The following is a 16997-nucleotide window of genomic DNA, read 5'->3' on the forward strand; positions in this document are numbered from 1 at the left end:
TTTAACATAACAAACTATTTTACTTCACATAACTTTTAAGTAAAGTTTTAAATAAATTTTTGTCAAAATTATCAACCATGAAAAATTTATTTAAAACTTTACTATTTGTCCTTGCTTTAAATTTAGTAAGCTGCGACGATGATAAAACTACAGATCCAGTTCCTACTCCAGTTGACACAACTGTGAATTTTCAATATTTAAGTTCCATTAATGTAGGTGGTGAAGGAGCTGCTGAAATTTCAGCATACGATAAAAAAACAAAAAAGTTATTTGTTGTAAATGCTGAATCAAAAGAAATTTCTGTTTATAATATTGAAAACTTAGTTGCACCTCAACAAGTTTCTTCTATTCCTATAATGAGTGGTGCTCCAAATAGCATTTCTGCTTATGACGGTAAAATTGCTATTGCTTTAGAAGATGAAGTAAAACAAAACAATGGGAAAATTGCTTTATATAATGCAGAAAATAATACTTTAATTAATACTTACACAGTTGGAGCATTACCCGACATGGTTACTTTTTCTAAAGATGGTAAGTTATTAGTTTGTGCTAATGAAGGAGAACCGAATGCTTTGTACACAAATGATCCTGAAGGTAGTGTGAGTATTATTGATATTGAAAACAGCCAAGTAACTACATTAGACTTTAATGCATTTAATGGACAAGAAGCTTCTTTAGAAGCCAATGGATTTAGAGTATTTGGTCCTAATGCGAATTTAGCTACAGATGTTGAACCTGAATACATTGCTATTTCAGATGATTCTAAAACAGCTTGGGTTTCTTTACAGGAAAATAATGGTATTGCTAAAGTAAATTTAATTTCAAAATCTATTGAAGCAATTTATCCTTTAGGTTTTAAAGATTATAACCAAGCAGGAAACGAAATCGATCCTAGTAATGAAGATGGTAAAACTGAATTAAGAAGTGTTCCAGTTTACGGAATGTATCAACCAGATGCGATTACTTATGTAAATATAAATGGAGTTGGATATATTATTTCTGCTAACGAAGGTGATGCTAGAGAATACATTGACGATAAAGGAACAGATACTGAAGACGACGACGAAGATATTTTTGTAAACGAAAAAAGAATCAAGAAAATTGATTTAGACCCAACTGCTTTTCCTAACGCTACTGATTTACAAAAAGAAGAAGATTTAGGTAGATTAAAAATTGCATTAGATTTAGGTGATACCGATGGCGATGGCGATTATGACAAGTTATATTCTTATGGTGCTCGTTCTTTCAGTATTTGGTCTGAAAACGGAACTTTAGTGTATGATAGTGGTAATAGTATTGCTAGTAAAACTTTAGAATTAACTCCTGCAAGATTTAATGATGAAGATAAAAGAAGTGATGACAAAGGTGCAGAACCAGAAGCGGTAGAAGTATTAAACATAGGTAATGAAAGATATATTCTTTTTGTTGGATTAGAAAGAACTGATCAGGTATTAGTTTATGATATTACAACACCTACTACACCTACATTTTTATCAATTTTATCTCACGAAGGCGACGAAGCACCAGAAGGTCTGTTAGTTATTCCTGCTGCAGACAGTCCTAATGGAAAAGACTTAGTACTTGTTTCAAATGAAGATAGTGGAACTGTAAGTATCTATCAGAATGTAAAATAAGAACTAATTTGCGTATTCATAAAAAACAACTATTGATGCACTTCAATAGTTGTTTTATTTTATAGAAACGCTACCTTTGCAGCATGAATAGTATTGTAGCCATTGTAGGAAGACCAAATGTAGGTAAATCTACATTATTCAACAGATTAATTAAAAGAAGAGAAGCCATTGTAGATTCTGTAAGCGGTGTAACTAGAGACCGCCATTATGGGAAATCTGAATGGAATGGAAAAGAATTCTCTGTAATTGATACTGGTGGATACATCGTAGGATCAGATGATATTTTTGAAGGAGAGATTAGAAAACAAGTTCAGTTAGCTATAGATGAAGCTGATATTATTTTATTTGTTGTTGATGTAGAACAAGGTATTACTCCTATGGATAATGCAGTTGCTAAAATTTTACGTCAAGTAGATAAACCTCTATTTATTGCAGTAAACAAAGTAGATAACGCTATGCGTGCTGCTGATGCTGTTGAATTTTACAACTTAGGTTTAGGTGATTATCACACTATTTCATCTGTTAACGGAAGTGGAACTGGTGATTTATTAGATGCTATTGTTGAAGAAATTCCTGAACCTGTAGAAGAAGAACAAATAGAAGATGACTTACCACGTTTTGCTGTAGTAGGTAGACCAAATGCTGGTAAATCTTCCTTTATTAATGCTTTAATTGGAGAAGACAGAAATATTGTAACAAATATCGCTGGAACTACAAGAGATTCTATTGATACAAAATATAATCGTTTCGGATTTGAATTCAATTTAGTTGATACTGCTGGAATTCGTAAAAAATCGAAAGTTAAAGAAGATTTAGAATTTTATTCTGTAATGCGTGCTGTAAGAGCAATTGAATATTGTGACATAGCCATTGTTATGGTAGATGCAACTCGTGGTTTCGAAGGCCAAGACGAAAAGATTTTTTGGCTTGCTGAAAAAAACAGAAAAGGTGTAGTTATTTTAGTTAACAAATGGGATTTAGTTGAAAAAGAAACCAATACCATGCGTGATTTCGAAAATAAAATTCGAAAAACGATAGAACCATTTACAGATGTTCCGATTGTATTCATCTCTGCTTTAACAAAACAAAGAATATTTAAAGCTATAGAAACTGCTGTTGAAGTTCACCAAAATAGAAAACGTAAAATACAAACGAGTAAACTTAATGAAACCATGTTGGAAATTATGCAACAAACCCCACCTCCAGCAACAAAAGGTAAGTTCATTAAAATTAAATACTGTATGCAATTACCAACACATACACCTCAGTTTGCATTTTTCGCAAATCTTCCTCAATACATAAGAGATCCATATCGAAGGTTTGTAGAAAATAAACTTCGTGAACATTATAACTTTAACGGTGTTCCTATTAGTATTTATTTCAGACAAAAATAATAGTGGTAGTTAATTATCATTATTATTTATCACTAAAGGTAAATTAAGAAACATTTTAGCTTCTAATTCTAGTAATTTCAAGAATTTAGAAGCTTTTTTATTTGTATAATATCAAATATTTTCAACTATAAAAACAACCTCATTTTTTTCCTTTTATAAAAATTAACATTTCTTAACCATTGTTAACTTATATTAACTTTATATCGTTTCTTTTTTTTGTTCTTTTGTCACTAATTTATTTGAAAGAATAAAATGTTATGAAAACGTTTTCAATTTATTCAAAATGAAACTTGAATATTAAAAACGATATGGTTGATCACCAAAAAATCACATTTCAATACATTTCATTTTTACAATTAAACAGAGTCAAATATTTTTGGCGTCTTTAAAATAAAAGGGGACATATGAAAAAAACATTGTTAATTATTGCTTTAATAACATCTTTTGGTGCTTATGCACAATCTTATAAATTTAAGATTTCTGGTACTATTAAATCTGAAAAAGAAAAAACACCGATTGAAGCAGCAACAATTCATTTAGAAAAAGAAAAAGACAGCACAGTATTATCTTACACAATATCAGACAGTAACGGAAACTTCACTTTAGAAGGAAAAGTATACAACAAAAATATAAAACTATTTATATCTTTTATCGGAATGGATGAGTATAGCAAACCAATTCTTTTAGATAAAGATTCAAAAATAAATTTAGAAACGATTTTCTTAAAAGAAGAATCGAATTTATTAAATGAAGTAGTTATAAAATCTAGAGCACCCATAACGATAAAAAAAGACACATTAGAATTTAATGTAAAATCTTTTAAAACGAAAAAGGATGCTAATGTGGAAGATTTATTAAAAAAACTTCCCGGAGTTGAAGTTAACGAAGAAGGCCAAATAACTGTTAATGGTAAAGCTGTAAATAAAATTCTAGTGAATGGTAAACCTTTCTTTGGAAATGATCCTACAATAGCCACAAAAAATCTTACAAAAGAAATTATAGAAAAAGTTCAAATTACAGATACAAAGTCAAAATCTGAAGCTTTTTCTGGTGAAAAAGGAGATGCTAACAATAAAACGATTAACCTGACAATAAAAAAAGAAAACAATAAAGGTTGGTTTGGTAGAGTTGCTGCTGGAGGCGGAACAGACGAACGTTACGAAGCTGCTACTATTGTAAATAGATTCGACAATAATACTCGTTTTAGTGTATTAGCCGGAACCAATAACATTAACTCTCCTGGATTTAGTTTTGGTGAAATCACCAAAATGTTCGGTAATAGTGGTGGAGCCAGTTTTTTTGGTAATGGTAGATTCTCTATTGGAGGTAGAAGTTTTGGAGGCGGACAAGGTATTGTTACTTCTAGAACTGGTGGAGCAACTTATGCCGATGAATATGGAAAAGGAGTTGATCTTAATGCAAATTACTTTTATTCGGGTAGTGATTCAGAGAACATAAATAGAAGTAATAGAGAATATACTGTTCAAGTACAAGACGAAAATGATCCTACTCAAACTAGAGAACTTCGTTATTTTACAAATTCAAATTCTAGCAGTACTACAGAAAATGACAATCATAATTTTGATGCTGATTTAGATATTGAAATAGATTCTACTTTTTTAATTAATGTTACACCTCGTTTTACGTTTAATGATAGAAGTTCAAACTTCACTCAATCTGATGAAACATTAGATGAAAATAGAACACTTACAAACAGGTTTTCAAGTAATTCATTTTCTACTTCAGAAGCTAAAAACTTTCAAAACAGAATCGACATTACTAAAAAATTTGGTAACAAAGGTGGTTTTATTAAAGCCTCTATTACAAATCAAATTGATCAAACTGAAGGAGAAGATTTTAATAACTCAACAATTGAGACGTTTGGAATAAATGCTAACACTGAAATACGAGATCAAAAAACAGATATTACGAGTGATTTAAACGGATTTAGAACTCGTTTATCGTATCGTCAACCAATTATCGCTAAAAAGTTATTTATTAATTTAAACTATCGTTATAGAATAGATGAAAGAACTAGAGTTGAAAGCACTTTTGATTTTGATAATACTACACAGGATTTTACTAATTTCAACACTGATTTAAGTACCAACTTTACATTTAATGATATTACTAAAACTCCATTAGTTGGAATTACATACGACACAAAATCATTTAATTTAGATTTTGACATAGGACAAACTATTAGAACATTAGAAAATGAAGATGTATTAAGGCCTAACTTAAGTTTAAACAAAGATTTTAATAATGTTACTATTGATGCTAGTATGCGTTATAGATTTCCTTCCAAAGCTAGAGTTTACATCGGATATAATTTAGATAATAATGCTCCAGGAATAACTCAATTACAACCTTTCACAGATGTATCTAATCCATCTAACATTGTAACTGGTAACCCTAACCTTAGACCAAGCCAGAATCACAGAATTTTCGCAAATTTTAATAAATACAACTGGCAAAAAAGAACTGGATTCTTCTTTTGGGGAGGTGGAGATATTACAAACAATCAAATTGTAAGTAAAACAACAATTGGAAACAATTTAGTAAGAACAACTACATATGAAAATGCAGATGGTGCGTATAGTTTTTATGGAGGTGGTAGTTATAATAGAGGAATTAAATTAGATTCAATATCTACGCTTAACATCAGAACAGGGCTACGATACAATTCTTCAAAAAGTATTAATATCTTAAATGAAATAAAAAACACAACAAAAACCAGCTCTATTACTCCTAGGTTAGGGCTTGAATTTAATTGGAATAAAAAAATAGTTATAGAACCTAACTACGAAATTGCTTTTACAAATACTCAGTTTAATGTTAATAATAGAGCAGATCAAAATTTCACTAGGCATTCATTTCGTATAAGAACAAGAACCAATGTACCTAAAAAATTAGAATGGAGAAATGACATCCGTTATACATTTAACCCAAATGTTATTGGATTTAACAGATCGGCTTGGTTTTGGAACTCTACTTTAGCATATTCTGTATTAAAAGATAAAGGAACAATTACCTTAAAAGCATACGATCTATTGAATCAAAATACCAATGCAAGAAGAAATGCCGTTGGTAACTATATCGAAGACTCGGAAAGTACAGTTTTACAACAATATTTTATGCTTGGGTTCAGCTGGAAATTTAACAGTTTAGGAAAAAAAGGAGAAATTAGAGATTACGGATTTCATTAAAACATTAAAAAGTCATCTTAAAAGATGGCTTTTTTTATTTCAATTCTGCAAGTTGTCATAGATCAATACGACTAAGAAATACATTTCGTAATTTTGTAATTACCAAAAAGAGATGAAGATGACCATTAGAAGCTTTCATGATAATATTGATTTAGAATTACCTTTACATATCAACATCAGCTTTAAAAAAGTGTATGATGTATATAAAAAATATGCTGCTAAAGAGTTTGAAAATCATCCTTATCATCAATCTGCTTTAAACATGGTTAAAGAAATTGAAAAAGTTCCTGAATTAATTAGTGGCTTTTCCGATTTTTCTTTATTAAACAAACATGAAGAATTAATAGAAATATTATTAGACACTTTATTTCCTGAAATACTAACAACAAATGAAATAAAAGCAGCTACAATTCCATTCTCTTTTACATGTTTTAAATTCACAGAACGTTTCGATAATATTTTAAATAATGCAGGTGATGATTATGAATTTAAAGTAAGAAATTTCGAACAAGATGCTATGTATATTTATGCCTGTACATTAATTCTATCTTCTATATACAACTATCATGTAGACTTAAAACGTCCGTTTTATTTTGATATCCCAGATAAAATCAGCGACTTTACAAAACATTATAGAGTTGCATTTAATGGTGATTTTATGGACATTACTCCTACTGAAAATGCTCCAAAAATCACTGAAGACGATATTAAATTATTATTAGATAATTTTGATAATATTGAAATTTGGAAAGAAAAATTCCCTCCAAACTCTTATACTTTTAAAGGTTTTGGTATCATGAATCTTTTCGATGTTACTGCAGACGAAACTATCACTTCTATTCGTGATAATCTTGTTAGGAAGGAAGATCAAAGTATGACAGAAAAATTAAGAGATAACTTACGTGATTTTTATGTTATTAAAGATTTAAAAGTAGGGTATTCTGTTTTTGACATCAGTAATATTTCTCATGGAAGTGTAAGAGTAAAAAGATCTGAAAGTATACTTCTTAATCAAGAAACTCAAATTACTTGTAATGAATATTTTTGCAATCATTTAATAAGTAAAATTTTCAGAGAAAATGAGAGCATTGTAATTTCTGATACTAAAAACTACAAAGATTTATCTGGTGGGAATAAATTTTCAAAAAACTTAGAAGACCGAGAAATTGGTAGTATTATCCTTATACCTATTAAGAACAGTACGAGTCAAGATTTAGTTCTTATAGAAATAGCTTCACCAAGAGCTTATGAATTAAACTCTGTAAACAAACAGAAACTTAAAGATATTATTCCTGTTTTTCAAGCTGCTGCAGAACGTAATTCAGAAGAATATATGAATATTCTTGAAGCAACTATTCAAGAATATTACACTTCTATTCATCCTGCTGTTAAATGGCGTTTTTACGAAGCTGCTGAAAACTATCAAAATGCACTTTTAGATCAGGAAGAAGATGCCAAAATAGAAAAAATCACTTTTAACGATGTTTATCCTTTGTACGGACAATCAGACATTAAAGGCTCTTCACACGCAAGAAATTTAGCCATTAAACAAGATTTAACAAAGCAGTTAAAATCTGCAATTCATGTTTTAAGAAAAGCTTGTTTAAAAGAAAACTTGCCTATATATGATGAATTAATGTATCGTGTAGAAGATTATTTAGTTGAAGTTGAAAAAGGAATGAAAGCTGGAGATGAAGTTGCTATTTTAGACTTTTTAAAACGTGATATTTATCCTGTTTTTAATCATATCAAAGAAATCAACAACGAACTTACTCAGGTTGTAAATGATTATTTAGGATTATTAGACAACAATCTTCAAGTTGTTTATGAAAAGAGAAAAGACTATGAAAATAGTGTTACAAAACTTAATGACAAACTAGCTAAGTTTATCGATAAAAAACAAGAAGAAGCTCAAAAGATATTCCCGCATTATTTTGAACGTTACAAAACAGATGGTGTAGAATATAATTTATATATCGGACAATCAATTACAAAAGAAAAAAAGTACGATCCTTTATATCTTTATAATTTAAGATTATGGCAATTGCAAACCACTTACGAAATGGAAAATGTTGCTTATAACTTGAGGAAAGATTTAGATCATGACTTACGCGTTGCATCATTAATTTTAGTTCATAGCAATCCTTTAGCTATTGAATTTAGAATGGATGAAAAACAATTTGATGTAGATGGTGCTTACAACATTCGTTATGAAATCATAAAAAAGAGAATAGATAAAGCACACATTAAAGGTACTACAGAACGCTTAACAACTCCTGGGAAAATAGCCATTGTTTATTCTCAAGATAAAGATGCGCAAGAGTACTTAAAATATATAAAGTATTTACAATCTAAAAACCAATTAGGGGAAGTAGAGATTTTAGAATTAGAAGATTTACAAGGAGTTTCTGGATTAAAAGCTATTCGAGTAGAAGTTAATTATAATGAAGAAGTAAACTCAAAATCTTATTTATCTATTGATGAATTGATTAAAAAAATATAATTAACAACTATATAAAATACAAAGAGCCTCAATATTGAGGCTCTTTGTATTTTTAGTTTACTTCTTTTCCGTCTTTGTCCAAGAATCTTAATTTATAATTACCATCATTATCTTTAAAAACAACAGTTTTCTCTGTTTCTGGCTTATTAAAATCAGTTACATTTTTCGCAGTTACAATTAATGTTTTACACGTTTTATCTGGAGTACAATCGTTATTTGCAATTGCTACAGTTAAACAAACAGTATACTCTCCTTCTCCAATTCCCCAAACAAATGAATTTTCTCCTTTACTTGTATCTTTTGACTCTTCAGTTTTACCTGTTGCATCTTTTTGATTTACCTGAAAAGTATATGTGTATCCATTTTTCTTTTCTGCTTCGAATTTTAAATCTAATCCAATATTTTCAGAAATTGTAAAGTCAACTTTTTCACAAGTTGCAGAACCATTGTCTGGATTTACAACATCAGAATCATCATCATTACAAGAAACAAATAAGATTAATGCTAAATTAATTACTAATAGATTTTTGATAAACTTCATGAGAATTATTTTTTAAATTATTACTCATGTAATACAATTCAATAGAAATTTACCCTATCATTTTTCAACATATTTTTAGCTTAAAAGAAAGTTTTCCTTCAAACTATCTATTGACAAGGAATTAAGCAACTGGAACAACTCCCGCACTTTGATTATAAAAAGCTACTGCAAAAGCAATAACACTTACAATAATTCCTATCATAAATACGGTGTAAGTAGTGCGTAATAAGCTATATTTTCTGTTTAAAACTAGTCCTAAAAAATATAAATCTTTCGTTAAAGATCCATATAAATAATCACGATCTTTCATCATTTCACTCATGCCCCATTCAAACTCTTGCAAACTCATTTTATGAAAGTTACCAAAGAAAATCAAATTTACTTTCTTGTTTGCAATATCTTCTTTTGTAAACTTTCCTTGAGTAACATTAGGTCGTGTTGCTAATATGGAAAGAATTATAGAGATTACAGTAAAAACAACGAAAATAATTGTTGGTACTATTAAATACCCGTTAGAAGGATTATCTAATTTTGGAATTAATGTAGATAATGCCATAGAAATAATAATTGCATTTACAGAAAGTAAAATGTTGGCTTTTGTATCAGCAATATCACTTAGTGTAATATGGTTTCTCAATGCAACACGAAACATTGTTTCAATTCCTCTTTCAGGTAACTCAACTTTATCTTTTTTAAACTGAAGTTCTTCTTTTTTCTGAGATAATTTCTTTTGTTCTTGCTTAATTTTTTTCTCAGTTTTTAAAAGCTGTGCTAAATTTTTCGATTTTTGCTTTTCCCATTTTCTTACAGCAATATCTGTATAAAAACGATGTCCGTTAGTTAAAAAATCAATATTCTTTTTTATCCAATCTGTATCTTTAATTTTTGAATCCGATAATAACTCTATTTCTTTATGAAGTAGTTGAGAAAACTCATTATAATTCTTACTTCCTAAATGAGAACAATCGGCATCTTTTAGTAGCTTTTCTAATTCAGAAACTGGTTCAACATCCATTTTAGTTGCTAAAATAGCTCCCTTAATAACTTCTATTTTCTCCTCTTCTACTCCTTCTTTAGATAAAAAATCAGATGCAATAATTGTACTTTCTACTTCATGATTTTTAGGGTCTACAGTAAAACCTGTATCATGAAACCAAGCTGCTAAAACTAAACACTCTTTATCATTTTCTGATAATTTCGCTTCTTCAGCTAATTCAGAAGATTTTTCCACTACTCGAAGTGTATGCGATAAGCTATGATAAACTAATTTTTTGTCTAGTTTTTCATTTAAAGTATTCATCACAAAACTTTCTGCTTTTTCTAGAATAGTGCTCATAAATCCGTAATTTAGTTTAGTAAAAGTAACTAAACTTTAGCAATTTTTATAACGCAAGGTTTCTTGAATTATTACGACATACAATTATGCTTACTTGGAAAAATATTATACACTTTACCGTTAATGGTAATCCAACTCCTGACAAGAGAGTTGAAAAAACTGATGAAGAATGGAAAGAAATCCTTTCTCCTGAACAATTTATGATTACTAGATTAAAAGGAACTGAAAGACCTTTTAGTGGAGAACACTGTACTTCGTTTACTGAAGGAAAATATTACTGTGCTTGCTGTGGTACACCATTATTCGATTCTTCAATAAAATTTGATTCTAGTTCTGGATGGCCTAGTTTTACTCAGCCAATACAAGAGAATGCTATTAAGTATCATAAAGATTCTTCACATGGAATGATTCGTGTTGAGATTGTTTGTAATACTTGTGATTCTCACTTGGGTCATGTTTTTCCTGACGGCCCCGAACCTAGTGGTTTACGTTATTGTGTAAATTCTTTATCAATTCAATTAGACGATGAAAACTAAAATAGCTACAGTTGGCGGTGGATGTTTTTGGTGTACTGAAGCCATTTTTAATCAAATAAAAGGTGTTGAAAAAGTAGTTTCTGGTTATGCAGGCGGAAACGCTCCTGGGCATCCGACATACAGAGAAATTTGTTCTGGATTAACAGGACATGCAGAAGTAATTCAGATTACTTATCATCCTGATGTAATTTCTTTTCAAGAAATTTTAATCATTTTTATGACCACTCACGATCCTACAACGCTAAATCGTCAAGGAGCAGATGTTGGCACTCAATATCGTTCTGTTATTTACTATCAGAATGAAGAAGAGAAAAGTATTATTGAAGAAGTAATAAAACAAGTACAACCTTACTTTGATAATCCAATTGTTACTGAAGTAAGTGAAATGCCAATTTTCTATGCAGCAGAAGATTATCATCAAAACTATTACGAAAACAACAAGGAACAAGGATATTGCAACTTTGTGATTACTCCAAAGCTTTCTAAGCTTAGAAAATTATATGCTGATAAGCTGAAATAATCGCAACTTTTCTTTTTAGTAAGTAATCATTATTCAACTCGACATAAAACTTGTAAATAAAATATTACTTCATGAAAAGATCTAAACTGAAAATACCTAATAGTAAAGGACAAATTTTAAATGCTTTTTTAGAATTACCAGCAAATCAAAAACCTGATTTCTTTGCCATTTTTGCACATTGTTTTACGTGTACTAGTTCTTTAAGTGCAGTAAAAAATATCAGTAGAACGCTTACTAATTATGGTTTTGGGGTTGTTCGTTTCGATTTTACAGGTTTAGGTAAAAGTGAAGGTGAATTTCATGAAAGTCATTTTTCAGCAAATGTTGCCGATCTAGTTGCAGTAAGTGAATATATGAATACTAATTTTGAAGCTCCTTCTTTATTAGTTGGGCATTCTCTTGGTGGTACAGCTGTACTTACTGCAGCAGCAGAATTAACTTCAGTAAAAGCTATAGCAACAATTGGTGCACCAGCCGATGTAGAACATGTAACTCATTTATTCTCTCATGGGATTCACGAAGTAGAACTAAAAGGAGAAGTAAATGTGAATATTGGAGGAAGACCTTTTAAAATTAATAAAGAATTTGTTGATAATTTCACGAAAACAGATTTACCAAGTATTGTAAAAGAATTAAGAAAACCTATCTTAATTCTTCATTCTCCAATAGATGCTATTGTGGGTATTAAAAATGCTGAGAAAATATATCATAACGCGCATCATCCAAAAAGTTTTGTAACGTTAGATAATGCAGATCATTTATTAACCAATTCAGAAGATAGTAAATATGCAGGTAATGTTATTGGAGCTTGGGTACAACGTTATTTTCCTAAAAAAGCAAAAGTAAACTTAGATTCAGCTAAAGAACAAGCTGTGGGGCATTTAAATTTAATTGAAGATAATTTCACAACAAAAATTCAAACTAGCAACCACAGTTTAATTGCTGATGAACCTGCTAGTGTTGGTGGAGATGATTTTGGTCCTTCTCCTTTCGATTATCTTAATGCTGCTTTAATTGCTTGTACTACTATGACACTTAAAATGTATGCCAATAGAAAACAGTGGGATTTACAAGAGGTGTTTGTATATGTTACTCGTGTAAAAAAATCTAGTGAAGAATTAGGAATAACTTCAGAAGGAATCAACAGACACGATCATTTTACTAAAAAGATAAAACTGGTTGGTGATTTAGACGAAAAGCAAAGAGCTCGTTTATTAGAAATTGCTGCGAAATGTCCAGTTCATAAAACTTTAGAAAACAAAGCATATTTTAAAAGTGAACTCATTGATTAATAGATTAAAGTCAAAATAATCGAAAGCATTTCTAACTTAAGTTAGTGTTATTTTATAAAAGATATTTTTGTCTTTTGTAAAATAATACTACCTTTGCATTATAATCAAATTATATGTTTTCTAAATCTTGTGAATATGGATTACGAGCCGCTATATATATAGCTGAACAGTCTACCCTAGATAATAAGGTTGGACTAAAAGCTATTGCAAAAGCTATTAATTCTCCTGAAGCATTCACGGGAAAAATATTACAAATTCTTACCAAGAATAATATTGTGAGTTCTATAAAGGGACCATACGGTGGCTTTATTATTGAAGAAAACAAGCTAAATGAAATTACATTGGCGAATATTGTAAGTGTATTAGATGGAGATAAGATTTATACAGGGTGTGCTTTGGGCTTAAAACAATGCAACGAAAAATCTCCTTGCCCATTACATCATAAATTCATAGAAATTAGAGAAGAATTAAGAGAAATGTTGATTTCAAATACCTTACACGAAATCTTATACACAAAAGGTAAAAAGAATGTTTTTTGGTTAAAACGATAAAAAATTTAAATACATAACAGATAAAAAGATCTTTTTATATTTTATGAAACATAACAAGTTGTACATAGCGTTAATATTTCTTTGGATTGGTTTTATATCCGCTATAAGTTTCATGGAGGCTTGGTTAAAATTTAAAGCTGAAGGAGTAACACTTCCTATTGGGCTATCAATTGGAAGTTTGGTTTTTAACGCTTTAAATAAAGTTGAAATTCTCATTTCTTTAGTACTCATAAGTATTACATTAAAAAACAGGATTTACAATTTCATAAAACCCATTCAGTATCTCTTAATACCAATTTTAATTCTCGCATTACAAACATTGTATTTATTACCCTCATTAAATATAAGGGCACATTTAATTATTCAAAATCAGGAAGTCCAAAACAACTACACTCATGTTGTTTATGTAGTTCTAGAAATACTAAAGCTAGTAACACTTCTTACCGTTGGAATAAAAATCATTAGACATGAATATAAATAACAAAACATTAGTATCTGAAATAGTAGCTAATAACTACAAAACAGCTAGTATATTCAAAAAATATAAAGTAGACTTCTGTTGCAATGGAAATCGAACAATAGAAACTGTGTCGAAGGAAAATAATATTTCCTCATCAATAATTATAAATGAAATTAATGACCTATTAAATCAAACAGCTCCTCCAACAGATTATCAAAATTGGAATTTAGATTTTCTCGCTGACTATATTTATCAGAATCATCATAAGTACGTTGAAAGACAAGTACCTGAGGTTATTCATTATCTAGATAAAATTTACAAAGTTCATGGTGATAATCATCCTGAGTTAAACGAAATAAGACAGCTATTCAAAAAAAGTGCTGACGAACTTACAATGCATATGAAAAAAGAAGAGCTTATTCTTTTTCCATTCATAAAAAAAATAGCCAAAGCGGCAAAAGATAATTCTAAACTTGAGAAACCTCCTTTCGAAACTATTCAGAATCCTATAGACATGATGCATACAGAACATGATGACGAAGGAGAACGTTTTAGGAAAATTGAGGAGTTATCAAACAATTATAACGTTCCTAAAGATGCTTGTAATTCATACAAAATAGCGTTTTCCTTATTAAAAGATTTTGAGCAAGACTTACATAAACATATTCACCTAGAGAATAACATTTTATTCAAAAAAGCAATTCAAACAGAAAATCAATTATATAACAATTAGAAATGAGAAAAATTTGGACAGGATTTATAATTGTCGTCGTACTATCTTTTGCGGCCTTAATTTGGGTAGGTACTGAAGTATATCAACAACAACCACCTATACCCGATATTGTGAAAGTTAGAGACACAAATGAAGTAGTATATACAAAAGAAGACATCCAAACTGGTCAAAACGTTTGGGAATCCATTGGAGGAATGGAAGTTGGATCAATTTGGGGACATGGAAGTTATGTAGCTCCCGATTGGTCAGCTGATTGGATTCATAAAGAAGCACTATTTTTATTAAACCATTGGGCTTATAAAGATTTTAAAACCACTTATGAACAACTCAATATTGAACAGAAAGGAGCACTAAAAGCAAGATTAGTAAATGAAATTAAAACAAATACTTATAATCATCAGACAAAAGAAATAATAATATCAGAAGAACGATTAAAAGCAATTAAACAGAATTCTATTTACTACTCCAGTATTTTTTCCAAAGGAAACGAAGAATATGCTATTCCAAAAGGAGCATTAACTGATTCGATAAAACTTAAAAAATTAAATGCTTTTTTATTTTGGACCTCTTGGGCAGCTAGTACAAACAGACCTAATCAAAATTATACATACACATCAAATTGGCCACACGAACCTTTAATTGACAATACTATTACTCCAGATTCTCAAATTTGGTCTGGTTTCTCGGTCATATTATTACTCTTATTTATAGGAATTCTGACTTATTACTATATCAGAAACCATGAGAAGGGAGAAGCAATTACAAAACCAACTAGTGATACACTTTTGAATATATCATTGTTTCAATCACAAAAAGCTGTACTGAAATATTTTCTAGTAATCACACTTTTAATTGCCTTGCAAGTTGTATTAGGAATTATTACAGTTCATTACACCGTTGAAGGGCAGGCTTTCTTTGGTTTTAATTTATCTGAATTTTTACCTTATTCCGTTACCAGAACTTGGCATACACAATTAGCTGTATTTTGGATAGCTGCTACTTGGTTAGCTACCGGACTTTTCTTGGCCCCTATGATTAGTGGTAAAGAAATGAAACACCAAGTATTTGGAATTAACTTTCTATTCATTGCCCTACTAATAATTGTATTAGGTTCTATGCTAGGAGAATGGTTAGGAATTCATCAATTCTTAGATTTAACCACAAACTTCTTCTTCGGACATCAAGGTTATGAATATATGGACTTAGGAAGATTTTGGCAACTATTACTAGCAGTTGGTTTAATTCTTTGGATGTTAATGGTCGGCAGACATGTAATTTTTGCAATTCGAAAAAAAGACGACTCTAAACATTTACTAACAATTTTATTAGTTGCTGTAATGGCAATTGGAATGTTCTTTTTTTCAGGTTTAATGTATGGCGAAAATAGTACACTTCCAGTAATAAATTATTGGAGATGGTGGTTAGTACATCTTTGGGTAGAAGGTTTCTTTGAAGTTTTTGCAACAGTAATTATTGCATACATCTTTTCTAGAATGAAAATAATATCTATGAAAACAGCTGGAAAAACTTCTATTGCTTCTGCTACAATATTTTTAGCTGGTGGTATTATAGGAACATTACACCATCTATACTATTCAGGTACACCTGTTCAAGCAATTGCTTTGGGCGCTACATTCAGTGCTTTAGAAGTTGTTCCTTTAACTTTAATGGGGTTTGAAATCAGAGAAAACTGGAATTTACTTAAAGAATATCATTGGATACATCGCTATAAGTGGCCAATATACTTCTTTATTGCAGTTGCTTTTTGGAATATGCTAGGTGCTGGTGTGTTCGGTTTTTTAATTAATCCTCCAATTGCATTATATTATATTCAAGGATTAAACACCACAGCAGTACATGCTCATACAGCTCTTTTTGGAGTTTATGGAATGCTTGGAATGGGGTTCATTATAATATGCTTGCGCTTTTATTCAAATCAACAATGGAATGAAAAGTTGATTAGAAATGCCTTTTGGCTACTTAATATTGGACTAGTTTTAATGGTTGCTTTAAGTTTATTACCTATAGGAATTATTCAAGCATATACATCTATAACAAAGGGATATTCTTATGCTAGAGATGCTGAACTTCTCTATAGTCCAACTGTACAAACTTTAAAATGGTTAAGAATTATTGGAGATGTTGTATTCTCTGTTGGAATTGGGTATTTCTGTGTGTTTGTCACCAAAGCGACTATTGGAGCCATCAAACAGCAAAATATTAGTTAAGTTCTTAGTATTTTTGTAATATATACATGGAGACTGAATTTCTTTATAAATTCAGTCTCT

At 30.0% G+C, this 16997-nt stretch carries 13 protein-coding genes; 10 read left to right on the top strand and 3 right to left on the bottom strand.

Going from position 1 to position 16997, the window contains the following annotated elements:
• The first annotated feature begins 77 nt into the window (after positions 1-77).
• The 4 genes from ACSIGC_RS08260 to ACSIGC_RS08275 all read left to right on the top strand — a co-directional run bounded on the left by ACSIGC_RS08260 (position 78) and on the right by ACSIGC_RS08275 (position 8740).
• Positions 78-1634 carry a choice-of-anchor I family protein gene (locus ACSIGC_RS08260; RefSeq protein ID WP_442267649.1) on the top strand — a complete coding sequence of 519 codons (1557 nt, stop codon included), beginning with the start codon at positions 78-80 and terminating at the stop codon, positions 1632-1634.
• Positions 1635-1717: 83 nt separating this feature from the next.
• Positions 1718-3028, top strand: coding sequence for a ribosome biogenesis GTPase Der (der, locus tag ACSIGC_RS08265; protein WP_442267650.1), 1311 nt, complete (start codon positions 1718-1720; stop codon positions 3026-3028).
• A 404-nt stretch (positions 3029-3432) separates the two neighbouring features.
• A complete protein-coding gene (locus ACSIGC_RS08270; RefSeq protein ID WP_442267651.1) occupies positions 3433-6237 on the top strand; it encodes an outer membrane beta-barrel protein in 2805 nt (934 codons plus the stop codon).
• Between the two features lie 118 nt (positions 6238-6355).
• Complete coding sequence (locus ACSIGC_RS08275; RefSeq protein ID WP_442267652.1) at positions 6356-8740, top strand: GAF domain-containing protein; 2385 nt, start codon at positions 6356-6358, stop codon at positions 8738-8740.
• 52 nt (positions 8741-8792) lie between these two features.
• Here ACSIGC_RS08275 and ACSIGC_RS08280 read toward each other — a convergent pair whose 3' ends face one another.
• Both ACSIGC_RS08280 and ACSIGC_RS08285 read right to left on the bottom strand, forming a co-directional pair.
• Positions 8793-9281, bottom strand: a complete 489-nt coding sequence (locus tag ACSIGC_RS08280; RefSeq protein WP_442267653.1) for a hypothetical protein — start codon at positions 9279-9281, stop codon at positions 8793-8795.
• Positions 9282-9402: 121 nt separating this feature from the next.
• Positions 9403-10617, bottom strand: a complete 1215-nt coding sequence (locus ACSIGC_RS08285; protein ID WP_442267654.1) for a Pycsar system effector family protein — start codon at positions 10615-10617, stop codon at positions 9403-9405.
• A gap of 86 nt (positions 10618-10703) precedes the next feature.
• Between ACSIGC_RS08285 and msrB the strand changes: the two genes are divergently transcribed.
• The 4 genes from msrB (at position 10704) to ACSIGC_RS08305 (ending at position 13516) form a co-directional block, all read left to right on the top strand.
• Positions 10704-11153 carry a peptide-methionine (R)-S-oxide reductase MsrB gene (gene msrB / locus ACSIGC_RS08290; protein WP_442267655.1) on the top strand — a complete coding sequence of 150 codons (450 nt, stop codon included), beginning with the start codon at positions 10704-10706 and terminating at the stop codon, positions 11151-11153.
• Positions 11143-11673, top strand: a complete 531-nt coding sequence (gene msrA / locus ACSIGC_RS08295; protein ID WP_442267656.1) for a peptide-methionine (S)-S-oxide reductase MsrA — start codon at positions 11143-11145, stop codon at positions 11671-11673. Before msrB ends, msrA begins: the two co-directional genes overlap by 11 nt.
• 71 nt (positions 11674-11744) lie before the next feature.
• Positions 11745-12965, top strand: a complete 1221-nt coding sequence (locus tag ACSIGC_RS08300; RefSeq protein ID WP_442267657.1) for a bifunctional alpha/beta hydrolase/OsmC family protein — start codon at positions 11745-11747, stop codon at positions 12963-12965.
• A 113-nt stretch (positions 12966-13078) separates the two neighbouring features.
• The gene (locus ACSIGC_RS08305) at positions 13079-13516 is read left to right on the top strand and encodes an RrF2 family transcriptional regulator (RefSeq protein WP_442267658.1); all 438 of its coding nucleotides are present in this window, start codon (positions 13079-13081) and stop codon (positions 13514-13516) included.
• On the opposite strand, the gene ACSIGC_RS08310 is transcribed toward ACSIGC_RS08305, so the two are convergent.
• Positions 13505-13747, bottom strand: coding sequence for a hypothetical protein (locus tag ACSIGC_RS08310; RefSeq protein ID WP_442267659.1), 243 nt, complete (start codon positions 13745-13747; stop codon positions 13505-13507). The two genes, ACSIGC_RS08305 and ACSIGC_RS08310, sit on opposite strands and share 12 nt — an antisense overlap.
• 236 nt (positions 13748-13983) lie before the next feature.
• Between ACSIGC_RS08310 and ric the strand changes: the two genes are divergently transcribed.
• Positions 13984-14709 carry an iron-sulfur cluster repair di-iron protein gene (gene ric, locus ACSIGC_RS08315; RefSeq protein ID WP_442267660.1) on the top strand — a complete coding sequence of 242 codons (726 nt, stop codon included), beginning with the start codon at positions 13984-13986 and terminating at the stop codon, positions 14707-14709.
• 2 nt (positions 14710-14711) lie between these two features.
• Complete coding sequence (locus ACSIGC_RS08320; protein ID WP_442267661.1) at positions 14712-16937, top strand: nitric-oxide reductase large subunit; 2226 nt, start codon at positions 14712-14714, stop codon at positions 16935-16937.
• Positions 16938-16997: the final 60 nt, after the last annotated feature.

It is taken from the genome of Tenacibaculum aquaeponti (genome assembly GCF_052084715.1).
GTDB lineage: Bacteria > Bacteroidota > Bacteroidia > Flavobacteriales > Flavobacteriaceae > Polaribacter.